This window comes from Barnesiella viscericola DSM 18177 (assembly GCF_000512915.1).
GTDB lineage: Bacteria > Bacteroidota > Bacteroidia > Bacteroidales > Barnesiellaceae > Barnesiella > Barnesiella viscericola.
The window spans coordinates 254,295-268,801 of the sequence record NZ_CP007034.1 but is presented as its reverse complement, the minus strand read 5'-3'; the positions used below and the strand labels follow the sequence as shown (position 1 = coordinate 268,801).

The following is a 14,507-nucleotide window of genomic DNA, read 5'->3' as shown; positions in this document are numbered from 1 at the left end:
TAATAATTTTTATTCTGCAATTTCAGTAACGCTATCGTCTTGCAGGTTCTCGTCGACACTGTCTGACAAAACCTTGCAGACCGAAGCGATTTCGTCATTCCGTTTTTCCAGATTAATCAACCGGACGCCTTGTGTTGCCCGGCCCATTACCCGCACGTCGGCAACCTTCATGCGCAGGGTGATACCCGACTTGTTGATGATAACCAGGTCGTTCTCATCGGTTACGCATTTGATGGCAACCAGATAACCGGTCTTTTCGGTGATATTCAAGGTTTTCACACCTTTACCTCCTCGGTTGGTGATGCGGTAATCTTCGATGAGCGAACGTTTTCCGTAACCTTGTTCCGATACGACCATGATGGTCTCTTTCTCAGGATCGTTGACGCAAATCATTCCTACGACGGCATCGTCATCGTTGTCGAGGGTCATACCCTTTACGCCGGTGGCATTACGTCCCATCTCACGCACGGCGCTTTCGTGGAATCGAATGGCGCGGCCGTGACGGTTGGCGATAACGATTTGGCTGTCGCCGGTGGTCAGTCTCACTTGTATTACCTGATCGTCTTCGCGAATGGTGATGGCATTCACACCGTTTTGGCGGGGACGCGAATAGGCTTCGAGTTTGGTTTTCTTGATGATACCCTTGCGTGTACAGAAAATCAGGTTGTGCGACATGTTGTACTCGGGATCCTGCAATCGTTTCACGCGGATAAAGGCATTAACCTTATCGTCGGAGTCGATGTTGAGCAGGTTCTGTATGGCACGACCTTTGGAGCTCTTGGAGCCTTCGGGTATCTCATATACTTTGAGCCAGTAGCATTTGCCTTTCTGAGTGAAGAAGAGCATATAGTTATGCATCGAGGCCGGATAGATGTATTCGATGAAATCCTCCTCGCGGGTATTGCTGCCCTTGGCACCTACTCCACCGCGGTTCTGAGCCCGGAATTCGGAGAGCGGGGTCCGTTTGATGTAGCCCATGTGCGAGATGGTGATAATCATTTCGTCATCGGCATAGAAGTCTTCGGCATTGAACTCTTCCGAAGCATAGATGATTTCGGTCTTGCGCTCGTCGCCGTATTTCTCTTTGATTTCAAGAAGCTCGTCTTTCATCACTTTCATGCAGACGGCATCGTCCGACAAGATTTGGTGATAGTAAGCAATCATCTTCTCGATGTCAGCATATTCGTTACGCAGCTTGTCCTGGTCAAGACCGGTCAACTGTCCGATGCGCATGTCGACGATAGCCTGTGCCTGTTTGTCACTCAGGGAGAATCGCTCCATCAAGCGGGTGCGAGCTTCTTCACGGGTTTGTGAAGCTCTCACGATTTTGATTACCTCATCAATATGATCCGATGCGATAATCAACCCTTCGAGTATGTGAGCACGTTCTTCGGCCTTGGCCAAATCGAACCGCGTGCGACGGATAACTACCTCGTGGCGGTGATTGATAAAGGCTTCGAGCAACTGTTTCAGATTCAGTGTTTGAGGACGGCCGTTGACCAAGGCAATGTTGTTGACACTGAACGACGACTGCAAGTCGGTCATTTTGAACAGTTTGTTCAAGATAACGCTGGCGTTAGCATCTTTCTTGACTTCGATGACGATGCGCATACCGGCACGGTCCGACTCGTCGTTGATATTCGAGATGCCTTCTAGGCGCTTCTCTTCAACCAGGTCGGCTATCTTTTTGATTAACTCCGACTTATTGACGGCATAGGGAATTTCAGATACGATAATCGATTCGCGACCGGTATTGCTGTCGACCTCGATCTCGGCTTTGGCACGAATTACGATACGGCCCCGTCCGGTCTCAAAAGCATCTTTTACACCGGCAAAACCGTAGATGATACCTCCTGTGGGAAAATCAGGAGCCTTAATGTATTGCATCAGCTCTTCGATGGTGAGGTCGCGGTTGTCAATCAGGGCGACCGATGCGTCAATACACTCCGACAGGTTGTGGGGAGGCATATTGGTAGCCATACCTACGGCGATACCCGACGCCCCGTTTACCAGCAACTGGGGTATGCGGGTGGGCAGCACGGTAGGCTCTTCGAGCGTATTATCGAAGTTGGGGGTAAAGTCGACCGTATCCTTCTCGATGTCGCGAAGCATCTCTTCGGCAATGCGCGAGAGACGAGCTTCGGTATAACGCATGGCGGCAGGACTGTCGCCGTCGACCGAACCGAAGTTACCCTGGCCGTCGACCAGGGGGTAGCGCAAGGACCACGGCTGGGCCATACGTACCAACGCATAATATACCGACGAATCGCCGTGCGGGTGATACTTACCTAACACGTCACCGACGATTCTCGCAGATTTCTTGTAAGGTTTATCCGATGTGTTTCCAAGTTTGTCCATTCCGAACAACACCCGGCGGTGTACCGGCTTGAAACCGTCGCGCACATCGGGCAAGGCGCGAGCTACAATCACCGACATGGAATAATCGATGTAGGCCGATTGCATCTCTTGATTGATGTCTATTTTTAGAATTCTATCTTGGTCAATCATTTATTAGTAAAAATTGGTTATACATTGAATGTTTAGCGTACAAAGATAACCATTTTTTGAAAAATCGAGGAATCTATCTGAATAAATAATCGCTGGCAAAAGGGAAAATTCGGCACATTATTTGTTATATATAAGAAATAATATTTACCTGCCATTATTTGGCGTAAAGGTGGTATATTTGCTAAATCAATATAAGGAGACAGATTTGTTTATGGAAAGAAACTTTTCACAACATGTTAAGGAGATTCTCGGTTACAGCCGGGAAGAAGCCGAACGCCTTCAAAATTCCAACATCGTTCCCGAGCACCTGCTGCTGGGGATTATACGCGATGGCTCCAACCGTGCTGTCGACGCATTGGTGGGGCTGGGAGCTTCTCTTCGCACGATAAAGAGTTCCCTGGAAAATGAACTATCCGCTTCCAACAACCATATGGAGCAATCCAGCGAGCTGACAATCAGCAAGAGCACAGATAGAGTCTTGAAAATGAGCATGCTCGAAGCCCGGTTCATGAAAAGTCAGGAGACCGATACCGAGCACTTGTTACTGGCTATATTAAAAGAGTCGGACTCCCCTGCCGCACAGATTCTGCATACGAACGACATTACCTATGACGAAGTGTCAGCCTTTTTAAAAGGTAATGGCGACACACCTCGTGAGGAGTCGGCACAACGTCCCTCCCCTCGCGACATGGGTGCCGGGTTTACCGACGACGATGACGACGAGTTGGAAGACGAACGCAACTATCGTCGGGAACAACAAGGTGGCAGTGGCAGCAGTACTTCCACACAGCGAAGCGGCAACGACACGCCGGTGCTCGACAACTTTGGTACCGATATGACCAAAGCGGCCGAGGAGGGCCGTCTCGACCCGGTTGTAGGTCGGGATAACGAGATCGAGCGGTTGGCCCAGGTGCTGAGCCGGAGGAAAAAGAACAACCCGGTACTCATCGGTGAGCCGGGTGTAGGTAAATCGGCTATTGTCGAGGGACTTGCCCTGCGAATCGTACAGCGCAAGGTGTCGAGAGTCTTGTTTGATAAGCGGCTCATTTCACTCGATATGGCCTCGATTGTGGCCGGCACCAAGTATCGCGGCCAGTTCGAGGAGCGCATCAAGGCGATTTTGAACGAACTCTCGAAGAATCCCAATATCATCTTGTTTATCGACGAGATTCATACCATCGTCGGAGCCGGTGGAGCTACCGGTTCGCTCGATGCCGCCAACATGCTGAAACCGGCTCTGTCGCGCGGCGAAATACAGTGTATCGGTGCTACGACTCTCGACGAGTATCGCAAGAATATCGAGAAAGACGGAGCCTTGGAACGCCGGTTCCAAAAGATTATGGTCGAGCCGACTACGCCCGAAGAGACCTTGCAGATTCTCAAAAACATCAAGGGCCGTTACGAAGATCACCACAACGTGACCTACACCGACGATGCATTGGTGGCTTGTGTCAAATTGACAGACCGCTACATCAGTGACCGTAATTTCCCCGACAAGGCAATCGATGCGCTCGACGAAGCCGGGGCCCGTGTGCATGTATCGAACATCACTGTACCCAAAGAGATTGAGAGCTTGGAGGCTCAAATCGAGACCTGTCGCGAGGATAAGATTAATGCGGTAAAATCGCAGAACTATGAGTTGGCCGCCAGTTTCAGAGACAAGGAGAAGGAGTTGCAGCGTACCTTGGAAACGGCTAAGGACAACTGGGAGAAACAGATGGAGCAGCACCGCGAGATTGTCGACGAAGAGAAAGTGGCCGAGGTGGTTGCCATGATGACCGGTGTACCCGTGCAGCGTATCGCTCAGGCCGAAGGGAACAAGCTCTTGGCCATGGCCGGGGAACTGAAACGTGAGATTATCGGACAAGACGAGGCTGTCGATAAAGTGGTGAAGGCCATACAGCGCAACCGGGTGGGATTGAAAGATCCCGACAAGCCCATCGGTACTTTCATGTTCCTGGGCCCTACGGGCGTGGGTAAGACTCACTTGGCCAAGAAACTGGCCGAATATCTGTTCGACTCGAAAGATGCGCTTATCCGCATCGACATGAGTGAATACATGGAGAAATTCACCGTGTCGCGACTGGTGGGTGCACCTCCGGGATATGTGGGTTACGAGGAGGGCGGACAGCTCACCGAGAAGGTGCGTCGCAAACCCTATTCGGTAGTACTGCTCGACGAGATTGAGAAGGCTCACCCCGACGTGTTTAACCTGCTGTTGCAGGTTTTGGACGAAGGTCGGCTGACCGATAGTCTGGGGCGTAAAATCGATTTCAAGAATACGATTCTGATCATGACCTCGAATATCGGTACGCGCCAGTTGAAGGATTTCGGACAAGGTGTAGGTTTCTCGACCAACACCGTTTCGGAGAAAGACTACTCGCGCGGAGTTATCCAAAAGGCGTTGAACCGGGCCTTCTCTCCCGAGTTCCTGAACCGTATCGACGACATCATCATGTTCGATCAACTCGACAAGAAGGCCATCTTCCAGATTATCGACTTGGAATTGAGCGGTTTCTACAAACGGGTGGAGACACTGGGATACCACCTCGAAATCACCGATGCCGCCAAGAATTTCATTGCCGAGAAGGGATACGACGTTCAGTTTGGAGCTCGTCCGTTGAAACGGGCCATACAGAAGTATCTCGAAGACGAACTGGCCGAGATGATTATCCGGGCCACCGTCCAGGAGGGCGATACGATACGTGTCGATTTCGACGAGGAGAACCACAAGATTGTCTCCTCGATTATCGACTCGAAGAAAGAGTCGTGACAATCGTCGCGAGAATAAGTCAAAATGTCAGACTTTTTGAGTCTGGCATTTTTTTTGAAAAAAATTCGGTAGAAAATTAGTGTAATAAAAATATATAACCATGCAAAAAGGAACAATTGGGGTTACGACCGATAACATCTTCCCCGTTATCAAAAAGTTTTTGTATAGTGACCACGAGATATTTTTGAGAGAGTTGGTTTCCAACGCCGTCGATGCCACTCAGAAATTGAAGACTTTGGCCTCTTTTGGCGATTTCAAAGGTGAGTTGGGTTCGACCAACGTATCGGTTTCCATCGACAAGAATGCCGGAACGTTGACCATCTCGGATCACGGTATAGGTATGACTGCCGAGGAGATTGACAAATACATCAATCAGATAGCCTTTTCGGGAGCCGAAGAGTTTTTGGAGAAATACAAGAACGACGCCAATGCCATCATCGGCCACTTCGGACTGGGATTCTACTCCTCCTTCATGGTATCGAAGAAGGTCGAGATTCGCACCCTCTCCTACAAGGAAGGGGCTCAGGCCGTGATGTGGAGTTGCGACGGTTCGCCCGCCTACGAGATGACCGACATCGAGAAGAGCGAGCGGGGTACCGACATCGTTCTGTATATCGACGACGAGAACAAGGAATTCCTCGAACCGCAACGTATTGAAACGCTGTTGAAGAAGTATTGCCGCTTCTTGCCCGTTCCGGTAGTGTTCGGTAAGGAGCAAGAGTGGAAGGACGGTAAATACGTCGACACCGACAAGGATAAAATAATCAACGACATGGAGCCGGCCTGGACGCGCAAACCGACCGATTTGAGCGACGAGGATTACAAGAAATTCTATGCCGACCTCTATCCAGGTATCGATGAACCGCTCTTCTGGATTCACCTCAATATCGATTACCCCTTCAAACTGACCGGTATTCTCTATTTCCCGAAAATCAAGAACAACATCGATATCAACCGATACAAGATTCAACTGTACTGCAACCAGGTGTTTGTAACCGATTCGGTCGAGGGTATTGTGCCCGATTTCCTGATGTTGCTGCAAGGCGTAATCGATTCGCCCGACATTCCGTTGAACGTATCGCGTTCGTACCTGCAAAGCGACTCGAACGTGAAGAAAATCTCGGGCTACATTACCAAGAAAGTAGCCGAGCGTCTGCAAGAGATTTTCAACAGCGACCGCAAGCAGTTTGAAGAGAAATGGGACGACCTGAAGATTTTTATCGAATATGGTATGCTCTCGGACGAGAAATTCTACGAACGGGCTCAAAAATTTGTCCTGCTCAAAGATACCGAAGAGAAATATTACACGCTCGACGAGTACAAGAAACTGATCGAGGGCAATCAGACCGATAAAGACGGACAGCTCATCTACTTGTATGCCAACGATAAGGAGGCTCAATACAGCTACATCGAGACGGCTACGGCCAAGGGTTACGACGTATTGCTGATGAACGGCCAGTTAGACCCCCACTTCATCGGCATGCTGGAGCAGAAATTGGGTAAATGCCGTTTCGTACGGGTCGACAGCGACTTGATAGACCGGCTTATTCAGAAGAAAGACAACCAGGCTTCAGCTGCGCTCAACGAGCAACAGCGCGACATCATGACCACGGTATTCAAATCGCAGATTCCGACTATCGAGAAGAGCGATTTCTTGGTCATGTTCGAACCGGTAGGTGCTACTGCACAACCCATTGTGATTACGCAGAATGAGTTCATGCGCCGTATGAAAGACATGGCTGCCATACAACCGGGTATGGCTATCTATGGCGAACTGCCCGACAGCTACAACCTCATTGTCAACACCGAGCACCCCTTAACACAACGGATTATTGCCGATACCGAAAGTTCGTGCAAGGAGCAGTTGACCCCGATACTCGACGAGCTGAATACGGTCAATGCCGAAATAACCCGTCTGCAAGAGGCCAAGAAAGACAAGAAGGACGAGGAGATTCCCGTGGCCGACAAAGAGGCATTGAAGAGCGCCGAAGAGAAGGCCAAGGAGTTGCGGTCGAAGGAGTCGGACGTCTTGAAGACCTACGCCGACAAGAATCCGTTGGTACGTCAGTTGGTCGACTTGGCTTTGCTCTCCAACAACATGTTGAAGGGAGAGGCTTTGAACAACTTTATCAAGCGTTCGGTCGATATTCTGTAATGACTTGTTGATGCCGGTGAGAGGTGTAGATATCAAGTAATACTTTATATCACTCCCTCACCCGACATATAAAGCAAAACTTAAATAGCGAATATAGCTCGATTAAATTCATCGAATCTATATTCGCTATTTTTATTTTATTATATTTCAGCAAATTACAACATAAGTCCGCCAATCAGTTCTTTTACCGATGCAATGTGATTTTTTTCGAGGTATTCGTTGATTCCGTCCACGATTTTCTCCGAAATTTGCGGGTCGATGAAGTTGGCCGTACCGACCTCGATGGCCGAGGCGCCTGCCAACAGAAATTCGATGGCATCGGTTGCATTCATGATGCCTCCTAATCCCACAATAGGAATCTTTACGGCGTGGTAGGTTTGCCATACCATGCGCAGGGCTATGGGCTTGACACAAGCTCCCGACAGTCCACCGGTGACGGTCGACAACACCGGCCGACGTCGTTGTGCATCGATGGCCATACCCAGCAGCGTGTTGATCAGCGACACGGCATCGGCTCCTTCGGCTTCGACAGCCCGGGCAATTTCGGTAATATCGGTCACATTGGGCGACAGTTTTACAATCAACGTTTTGGGGTATGCGGCACGAACGGCACGCACCACGGAAGCTGCGCTCTGACACGAGGTACCAAAGGCCATACCCCCTTCCTTTACGTTAGGACACGATATATTCAGCTCGATAGCCGGGATTCGATCCAATGCCGCAATTTTCTCGGCCGTAGCCACATAATCTTCGACCGAAGCCCCCGATACATTTACCAGAAAATAGGTATCTATCTCTTTGATGCGGGGATATATATGCTCGATAAAATAGTCGACACCCTTGTTCTGCAACCCCACGGCATTCAACATTCCCGACGGAGTTTCAGCCATGCGGGGATACGGGTTACCCTCCCGATGATGCAGGGTGGTACCTTTGACAATAATACCGCCCAGACGCGACAAGTCGATAAAGTCGGCGAACTCTTCGCCATAACCAAAAGTCCCGGAGGCGGTCATGACCGGGTTTTTCAGGGACAATACGCCTATGTTAACGTTTAAATCTGCCATTTGAGTTTTTCTATATTAAAGATGGGACCTTCTTTGCATACACACACATGTCCTTCGACCGTATCTTCTACGCAGCAGAGGCAAGCCCCCACACCGCAGGCCATCGTATTTTCGAGCGAGACTTCGCAAAAGAGTTGCCGCTCGCGGGCATATCGGGCTACGGCCACCATCATGGGTTTAGGGCCGCACACATAGAGCCGGTCGAAGGGTTCGTTTAATATAGAGTGTTGGGTTACAAATCCCTTTTCACCCAACGAGCCGTCTTCGGTCGAGACGTACACCTCGCCAAACTGGCGGAACTGGTCGTATTGCAACAGATCTTTATCACTGCGGAAGCCCAACAGGAACCGGGGCGTATAGCCCTTTCCCTTCAAATATTTACCCCAATAGAGCATGGGGGCTATTCCTACGCCTCCACCCACAAGCAGGATTCGTTCCTGAGCACTTTCGGGGAGGGTAAAGGTATTTCCCAGCGGTAATACCAGATTGAGGATTTCGCCGGCTTGCAGACCACACAGCGTGCGGGTACCTTCGCCTGCCTTCCGAATGAGTAGCCACAATTCGTTGTGGGGATAATCGACAAAATTGATAGAGATGGGGCGCCGCAAAAAGGTGCTGGGGGAGCGATCTACCCGCACTTCGACAAACTGTCCCGGCAGCATCTCGGGCAACGGACAGCCATCGGCAGGTGTCAATTTCAAGAGTGCATAGTTGTCGTGCAACTGTACATTTTCGGAAACACGAAAATCGAGAATGTATTTTTTCATAAATCAAATTTACTGACAAAAGTCGGTACAGATGCCCCCGGGAAATTTTACCTGATACAAGGCGATTGTGCCGCTTTCGCTTTAATGCTGCAAAGATAGCTTAAACCGGGAGCAGAAACAAATAATAACGAAGCAGATCGACCTGTTTTGTACAAGACCTCGTGAGATTAGTCCGAAAAGTCGGGCGAAAAGCTATCGAAGGTATTATCGGAGTAGAAAATCATGATTTTGACGATACGTCGATTTCTCTCACTCGTTTTCCGGTTGTCGGTATTTGTACCGAAATCGCTATTTAAAGCCTCATTTCCAGATTTTTCATTGATAGAGCGGTCTCGATTTGACTCATTTTCCTTGGAATATTTGCGAGCGTTCGTATCGTTGACCGGATTTGCGGCATTTTCGGCTTCGAATAACGACATAAATGGCGTTGCTCCAGTTGATAGACGAGGTAACTCTTCTTCACCTCCGGCCACACTATTTCTCCCGGTTGAGATGAGCATAGGCTCATGACCATATAACAGCCAGTAAATCGATAGCTCGGGATATGTGGCATGAATCTTACCAATGGTGGCGATACTGATCTTCTGATTTCGCCCGCCTAAGATTTGCGACATGGACGAGCGTTGTATACCCGTGTTGTCGGCAAACTGGGTAATCGTTATTCCCAGGTGGTCGATAAATTGCTTTATCCGTCCGGCGACGGCCAAGGTCTCTTCTTCTCCCATGATCGATTGAAAATTAGATACAAAATTAGATTACAAATGTAAACAATAAAAATTAAAAATCAAAATTATAATTGTAACTATATAAACGTTGCAGATGTGAATTGTAATATACAAAAAAATAAGAAGAACAACATTTTACAGTAGTAATGTATTGCTTATTATACTATTCTTTTACTTTATATTTATTTAGTTATACTATTGATTTCTAGTTATATAGATTAATTAATATTGGATAAAGAGCAGGAAATACAGACTATTCCCAGACATTCTACTTAAATCTCACTTTATATATTTGTATGCAAAATGCTGATTAATAGATATATAAATATAAATATTTATGATATAATTTAGATTTATAAGTTGCTACTGTTGTTTATTTCAAAAATGCAATCTTTACTCTATTTGATTTACAGGTACATAAACTAAACATTTACATTTTAAAATTTACATTTATATACTTGTGAAATGTAACCCAAATAAAGAACTATATTGTTACAATTGTAATTCTTTCTATTTTTTAGAGTCTATCCTCTCCTACATTTCTATTTTTGTGTACCGATGTAAATCAATGAAGAAATAATCCAAGGATTTTGAGTCAAAATTGCCCTAATTGATCTCTATTACACTAATTGATAATTGATTATACTGTTTTAACCGACTTTTACTCCGTATGCAAAATAGAAAAACAGGAGGCCCAACGATTCATCGTTGAGTCTCCTGTTATGGAAAATTGAAATATACATCTCCTATCCGTTCAATTCCTCTTTCAAGTAGCGAGCGGTAGCCGTGTCGTACTTGCAAATCTCTTCGGGAGTTCCTGTAGCCAATACGTACCCGCCATTTCGTCCCCCTTCCGGCCCCATGTCGATAATGTGGTCGGCACATTTAATGATGTCGAGGTTATGCTCGATGACAATCACCGTATTCCCCTTATCGACCAGTCGATTCAGTACCGACAACAAAACCCGTATATCCTCGAAATGCAATCCGGTAGTGGGTTCGTCGAGTATATAGAGAGTCTTCCCCGTATCGCGTTTGGAGAGCTCGGCAGCCAGTTTCACCCGCTGACTCTCGCCTCCCGACAAGGTTGTCGAGGGTTGTCCCAGCTTGATGTATCCGAGTCCCACCTCTTGCAGCACCTTTATTTTGGAGATAATCGAGGGTATATTTTCGAAAAATTCGACCGCCTGATTGATGGTCATATCCAGTACATCGGCAATCGACTTCCCTTTGAAGCGCACTTCGAGAGTCTCCCGATTATAGCGTTTGCCATGGCAAGCCTCGCAAGGTACGAGCACATCGGGCAAGAAATTCATCTCGATGGTCTTGTAGCCGTTACCGCCACATACCTCGCAGCGTCCGCCCGCGATGTTGAACGAGAAGCGTCCCGGTTTATAGCCACGGATTTTAGCCTCGGGCAGCTCGACAAAGACATTGCGTATGTCGGCAAAGACACCCGTATAGGTAGCCGGATTGGAACGCGGTGTGCGTCCCAGTGGAGACTGGTCGACGGTCACCACCTTGTCGATATTTTCCAGTCCTTCAATTCGGTCGTAAGGCAACGAGGCTTGCAGCGAACGATAGAACTTTTGGCTGAGTATCGGTTGCAGCGTTCCGTTAATGAGGCTCGATTTACCGCTACCCGATACGCCCGTTACGCAGATGAATTTGCCCAGCGGGAACTCGACCGTCACATTTTTGAGGTTATTGCCTGTGGCACCTGATAGAATAAGTTTTTTACCGTTGCCCGGACGTCGTTGGGGTGAATATTCGATTTTCTTTTCCCCGTTCAGGTATTGCGCTGTGAGGGTATTGGTTTTGAGCATCTCCTGGGGTGTCCCGGCAAAGACGATGTTCCCGCCCAAGCGACCGGCCCGAGGGCCCAAATCGACGATATAATCGGCAGCCAGCATCATCTCCTTGTCGTGTTCTACGACGATGACCGAATTACCCATATCGCGCAACTCTTTCAAGGAGTTGATGAGTCGGGTGTTGTCGCGTTGGTGTAACCCGATACTGGGCTCGTCGAGAATATAGAGCACATTGACCAGTTGCGACCCTATCTGGGTAGCCAATCGTATGCGTTGGCTCTCACCTCCCGACAAGGTGGCCGAGGCCCGGTTGAGGCACAGATAGTCCAACCCTACATCGACGAGGAAGTGCAGGCGGCTACGAATCTCTTTCAAGATTTCGACCGCAATCTGGCGCTGCTGGGGCGACAACTCGTACTCTACCTGGTTGACCCATTCATACAGTTCCGAGATGTCCATGTCGGCCAGTTCGGCGATGTTCTTACCGGCAATGCGGTAATGCAGCGCCTCTCGGTTCAACCGATGACCTTCGCAACTGGGGCACACGGTGGTCGTGACAAACTGCCCCGCCCACTTTTGGGCTTGCGACGAGGCGTCGCTCTGCTGCTGTACCTCGATGTATTTGATCAGCCCGTCGAACGACAGGAAATAGTTGGAGGAGCCCAACGACTCGTTCTTGATTTGCAAACGTTCGTCGGTGCCGTTCAGAATATCGTCGAGCGCCTCTTCCGAGAGATCCTTGATGGGAGTTTTCAGGCTGTCGCCGTATTTCTCGCAGATAGCTGCGATTTGCCAAAATATCAGCGTGTTCTTGTATTTACCCAGCGGAACGATTCCCCCTTCGTAAATCGACTTCTCGTCGTTGGGGATAATCTTCTCACGGTCGATGATATTGACATATCCCAATCCCTTGCACTTGGGACAGGCTCCTTGCGGCGAGTTGAACGAGAAGTTGTGCGGAGCCGGTTCGCTATACGACAAGCCCGTCTTGGGGTCCATGAGGGTGCGGCTGTAATGGCGCAGCTCCTGTGTGTCTGCGTCGAGTATCATCAGCTGGCCGTCACCCTGTTTCATGGCTGTTTTTACACTCTCCTGCAACCGGCGTTCGTCGTCCTTGTCGACCACCAGTTTGTCGACCACCAGCTCGATGCTGTGATTTTTGTAGCGGTCGAGTTTCATGCCATGGGTTATCTCGCGCAGTTCGCCGTCGATACGGACGGTGAGATACCCTTTCCGACGCACCTGCTCGAACAACTCCTTGTAGTGGCCCTTGCGGTTGCGCACCAACGGAGCCAGTATGTAGGTGCGGCGACCTTGGTAGCGGTCCAAGATAAGTGAGATAATCTTCTCTTCGGTATATCGCACCATCTTTTCGCCCGACAAGTAAGAGTAAGCCTCTCCTGCCCGAGCAAAAAGCAACCGCAGGAAATCGAATATCTCGGTGGTTGTCCCCACCGTCGAACGCGGATTCTTGTTGGTTGTCTTCTGTTCGATGGAGATTACGGGACTCAACCCGGTAATCTTGTCCACATCGGGCCGTTCCATACCGCCGAGCATGTTGCGGGCATAGGCCGTAAAGGTCTCGATGTAGCGACGCTGTCCCTCGGCAAAGATGGTGTCGAAGGCCAACGACGATTTGCCGCTACCGCTCAGTCCGGTAATGACCGTCAGGCTGTTCCGGGGAATTTTGACATCTATGTTTTTGAGGTTGTGCACACGGGCACCATAGACCTCTATCTGATCTTCTGCTTTCATTTTTTATCGATTACCCACTCTTTTCGGTAAGCCGTGAACTTGCGCTTGGTGTAATACAAATCCTCTTTTTGTGGTATCTTGATGTAATAGACTTTTCTCGACTTGTCGGGCATCGTACGGGCCCGCAACCAGGGATTGGACTCTTTCAACTGGGCATAGGAGATACCTTGCGACTGGGCAAAGAGAGCCAGGTTGTTGATGGTTGTATCGACTTTCACCTCGGTATAGCGGATAGGCTGATACAGCTGGCGGGTCTTTAATTTGTAGCCATATTTCGAGGGTGACGAAAATATCTCCTTCATGGCGAGAATCCGGAAGACATAGCGCGAGGTCTCTTCGTTGAGCCACAGGTCGAACGAATGGTCGGCCAGTTGCTTTTCCAGTTCCGACGAGATGCGCCCCATACCTGCATTGTACGACGCGGCTACGGTTGTCCAACTGCCATACTTGGCGTAAGCCTCTTTCAGATAACGGCAGGCGGCCCGGGTCGACTTCTCCACATGGCAGCGTTCGTCTATATCATCGTTCACCTCCAAGCCATATTCACGTCCCGTGCGAGGCATAATCTGCCAGATACCCATCGCCTTTGCCGGTGATACGGCTCTTGGATTAAGGGTGCTCTCGATAACCGCCAGGTAGAGAAAATCGCTGGGTATCCCCTCCTCCTTCAAGATGGGCGCCATGATGGGGAAATAGCGGTTGGCCCGCTTGATGGCCAACGAGGTGGAAGAGTGCATATAGCACAGGGTGGTCAACTCGCGATCGAATCGTTCGTACATATCCAGCCGATCCAGGTCGACCGTCTCGCCGGCAAATTTCATTTGCAGCGGGAACTCGGGAATCACCACGTCTGAAAACTCTTTTTGTGCAGTTGCCGTTTCACTAAAAGCCCAACTCGATGACAAGACCGATAATGCGACAATAAAACAGTGTCTCAATTTCATGT

Annotated in this window: 8 protein-coding genes; 2 read left to right on the top strand and 6 right to left on the bottom strand. The window is 49.1% G+C overall.

Annotated elements, in window-relative coordinates:
* Nucleotides 1-9 precede the first annotated feature (9 nt).
* Nucleotides 10-2,508 (bottom strand): DNA gyrase subunit A, encoded by a 2,499-nt coding sequence (gyrA, locus tag BARVI_RS01095; RefSeq protein WP_025277445.1) that lies wholly within the window; start codon nt 2,506-2,508, stop codon nt 10-12.
* Nucleotides 2,509-2,719: 211 nt separating this feature from the next.
* Between gyrA and BARVI_RS01090 the strand changes: the two genes are divergently transcribed.
* Nucleotides 2,720-5,281: an ATP-dependent Clp protease ATP-binding subunit gene (locus tag BARVI_RS01090; protein ID WP_025277444.1), complete on the top strand. Its 2,562-nt coding sequence runs from the start codon at nt 2,720-2,722 to the stop codon at nt 5,279-5,281.
* A gap of 100 nt (nt 5,282-5,381) precedes the next feature.
* Nucleotides 5,382-7,436, top strand: a complete 2,055-nt coding sequence (gene htpG / locus BARVI_RS01085) for a molecular chaperone HtpG (protein WP_025277443.1) — start codon at nt 5,382-5,384, stop codon at nt 7,434-7,436.
* Between the two features lie 155 nt (nt 7,437-7,591).
* Here htpG and BARVI_RS01080 read toward each other — a convergent pair whose 3' ends face one another.
* The 5 genes from BARVI_RS01080 to BARVI_RS01060 all read right to left on the bottom strand — a co-directional run bounded on the left by BARVI_RS01080 (nt 7,592) and on the right by BARVI_RS01060 (nt 14,505).
* Nucleotides 7,592-8,503, bottom strand: a complete 912-nt coding sequence (locus BARVI_RS01080; RefSeq protein WP_025277442.1) for a dihydroorotate dehydrogenase — start codon at nt 8,501-8,503, stop codon at nt 7,592-7,594.
* Complete coding sequence (locus BARVI_RS01075) at nt 8,491-9,270, bottom strand: dihydroorotate dehydrogenase electron transfer subunit (RefSeq protein WP_025277441.1); 780 nt, start codon at nt 9,268-9,270, stop codon at nt 8,491-8,493. The genes BARVI_RS01080 and BARVI_RS01075 overlap by 13 nt, the downstream gene beginning before the upstream one ends.
* 167 nt (nt 9,271-9,437) lie before the next feature.
* On the bottom strand, nt 9,438-9,995 hold the full coding sequence (locus BARVI_RS12830) for a helix-turn-helix domain-containing protein (RefSeq protein WP_157232443.1): 558 nt from the start codon (nt 9,993-9,995) through the stop codon (nt 9,438-9,440).
* Nucleotides 9,996-10,741: 746 nt separating this feature from the next.
* Nucleotides 10,742-13,561, bottom strand: a complete 2,820-nt coding sequence (gene uvrA, locus BARVI_RS01065) for an excinuclease ABC subunit UvrA (RefSeq protein ID WP_025277439.1) — start codon at nt 13,559-13,561, stop codon at nt 10,742-10,744.
* Complete coding sequence (locus tag BARVI_RS01060) at nt 13,558-14,505, bottom strand: lytic transglycosylase domain-containing protein (protein ID WP_038534215.1); 948 nt, start codon at nt 14,503-14,505, stop codon at nt 13,558-13,560. Before BARVI_RS01060 ends, uvrA begins: the two co-directional genes overlap by 4 nt.
* Between the last annotated feature and the right edge of the window lie 2 nt (nt 14,506-14,507).

Bases quoted from the DNA above. Each gene is read 5' to 3' on its own strand.
- htpG (WP_025277443.1), top strand. From the start codon at position 5,382: ATGCAAAAAGGAACAATTGGGGTTACGACCGATAACATCTTCCCCGTT.
- uvrA (WP_025277439.1), bottom strand. From the start codon at position 13,561: ATGAAAGCAGAAGATCAGATAGAGGTCTATGGTGCCCGTGTGCACAAC.
- BARVI_RS01060 (WP_038534215.1), bottom strand. From the start codon at position 14,505: ATGAAATTGAGACACTGTTTTATTGTCGCATTATCGGTCTTGTCATCG.
- BARVI_RS12830 (WP_157232443.1), bottom strand. From the start codon at position 9,995: ATGGGAGAAGAAGAGACCTTGGCCGTCGCCGGACGGATAAAGCAATTT.
- BARVI_RS01075 (WP_025277441.1), bottom strand. From the start codon at position 9,270: ATGAAAAAATACATTCTCGATTTTCGTGTTTCCGAAAATGTACAGTTG.
- BARVI_RS01090 (WP_025277444.1), top strand. From the start codon at position 2,720: ATGGAAAGAAACTTTTCACAACATGTTAAGGAGATTCTCGGTTACAGC.
- BARVI_RS01080 (WP_025277442.1), bottom strand. From the start codon at position 8,503: ATGGCAGATTTAAACGTTAACATAGGCGTATTGTCCCTGAAAAACCCG.
- gyrA (WP_025277445.1), bottom strand. From the start codon at position 2,508: ATGATTGACCAAGATAGAATTCTAAAAATAGACATCAATCAAGAGATG.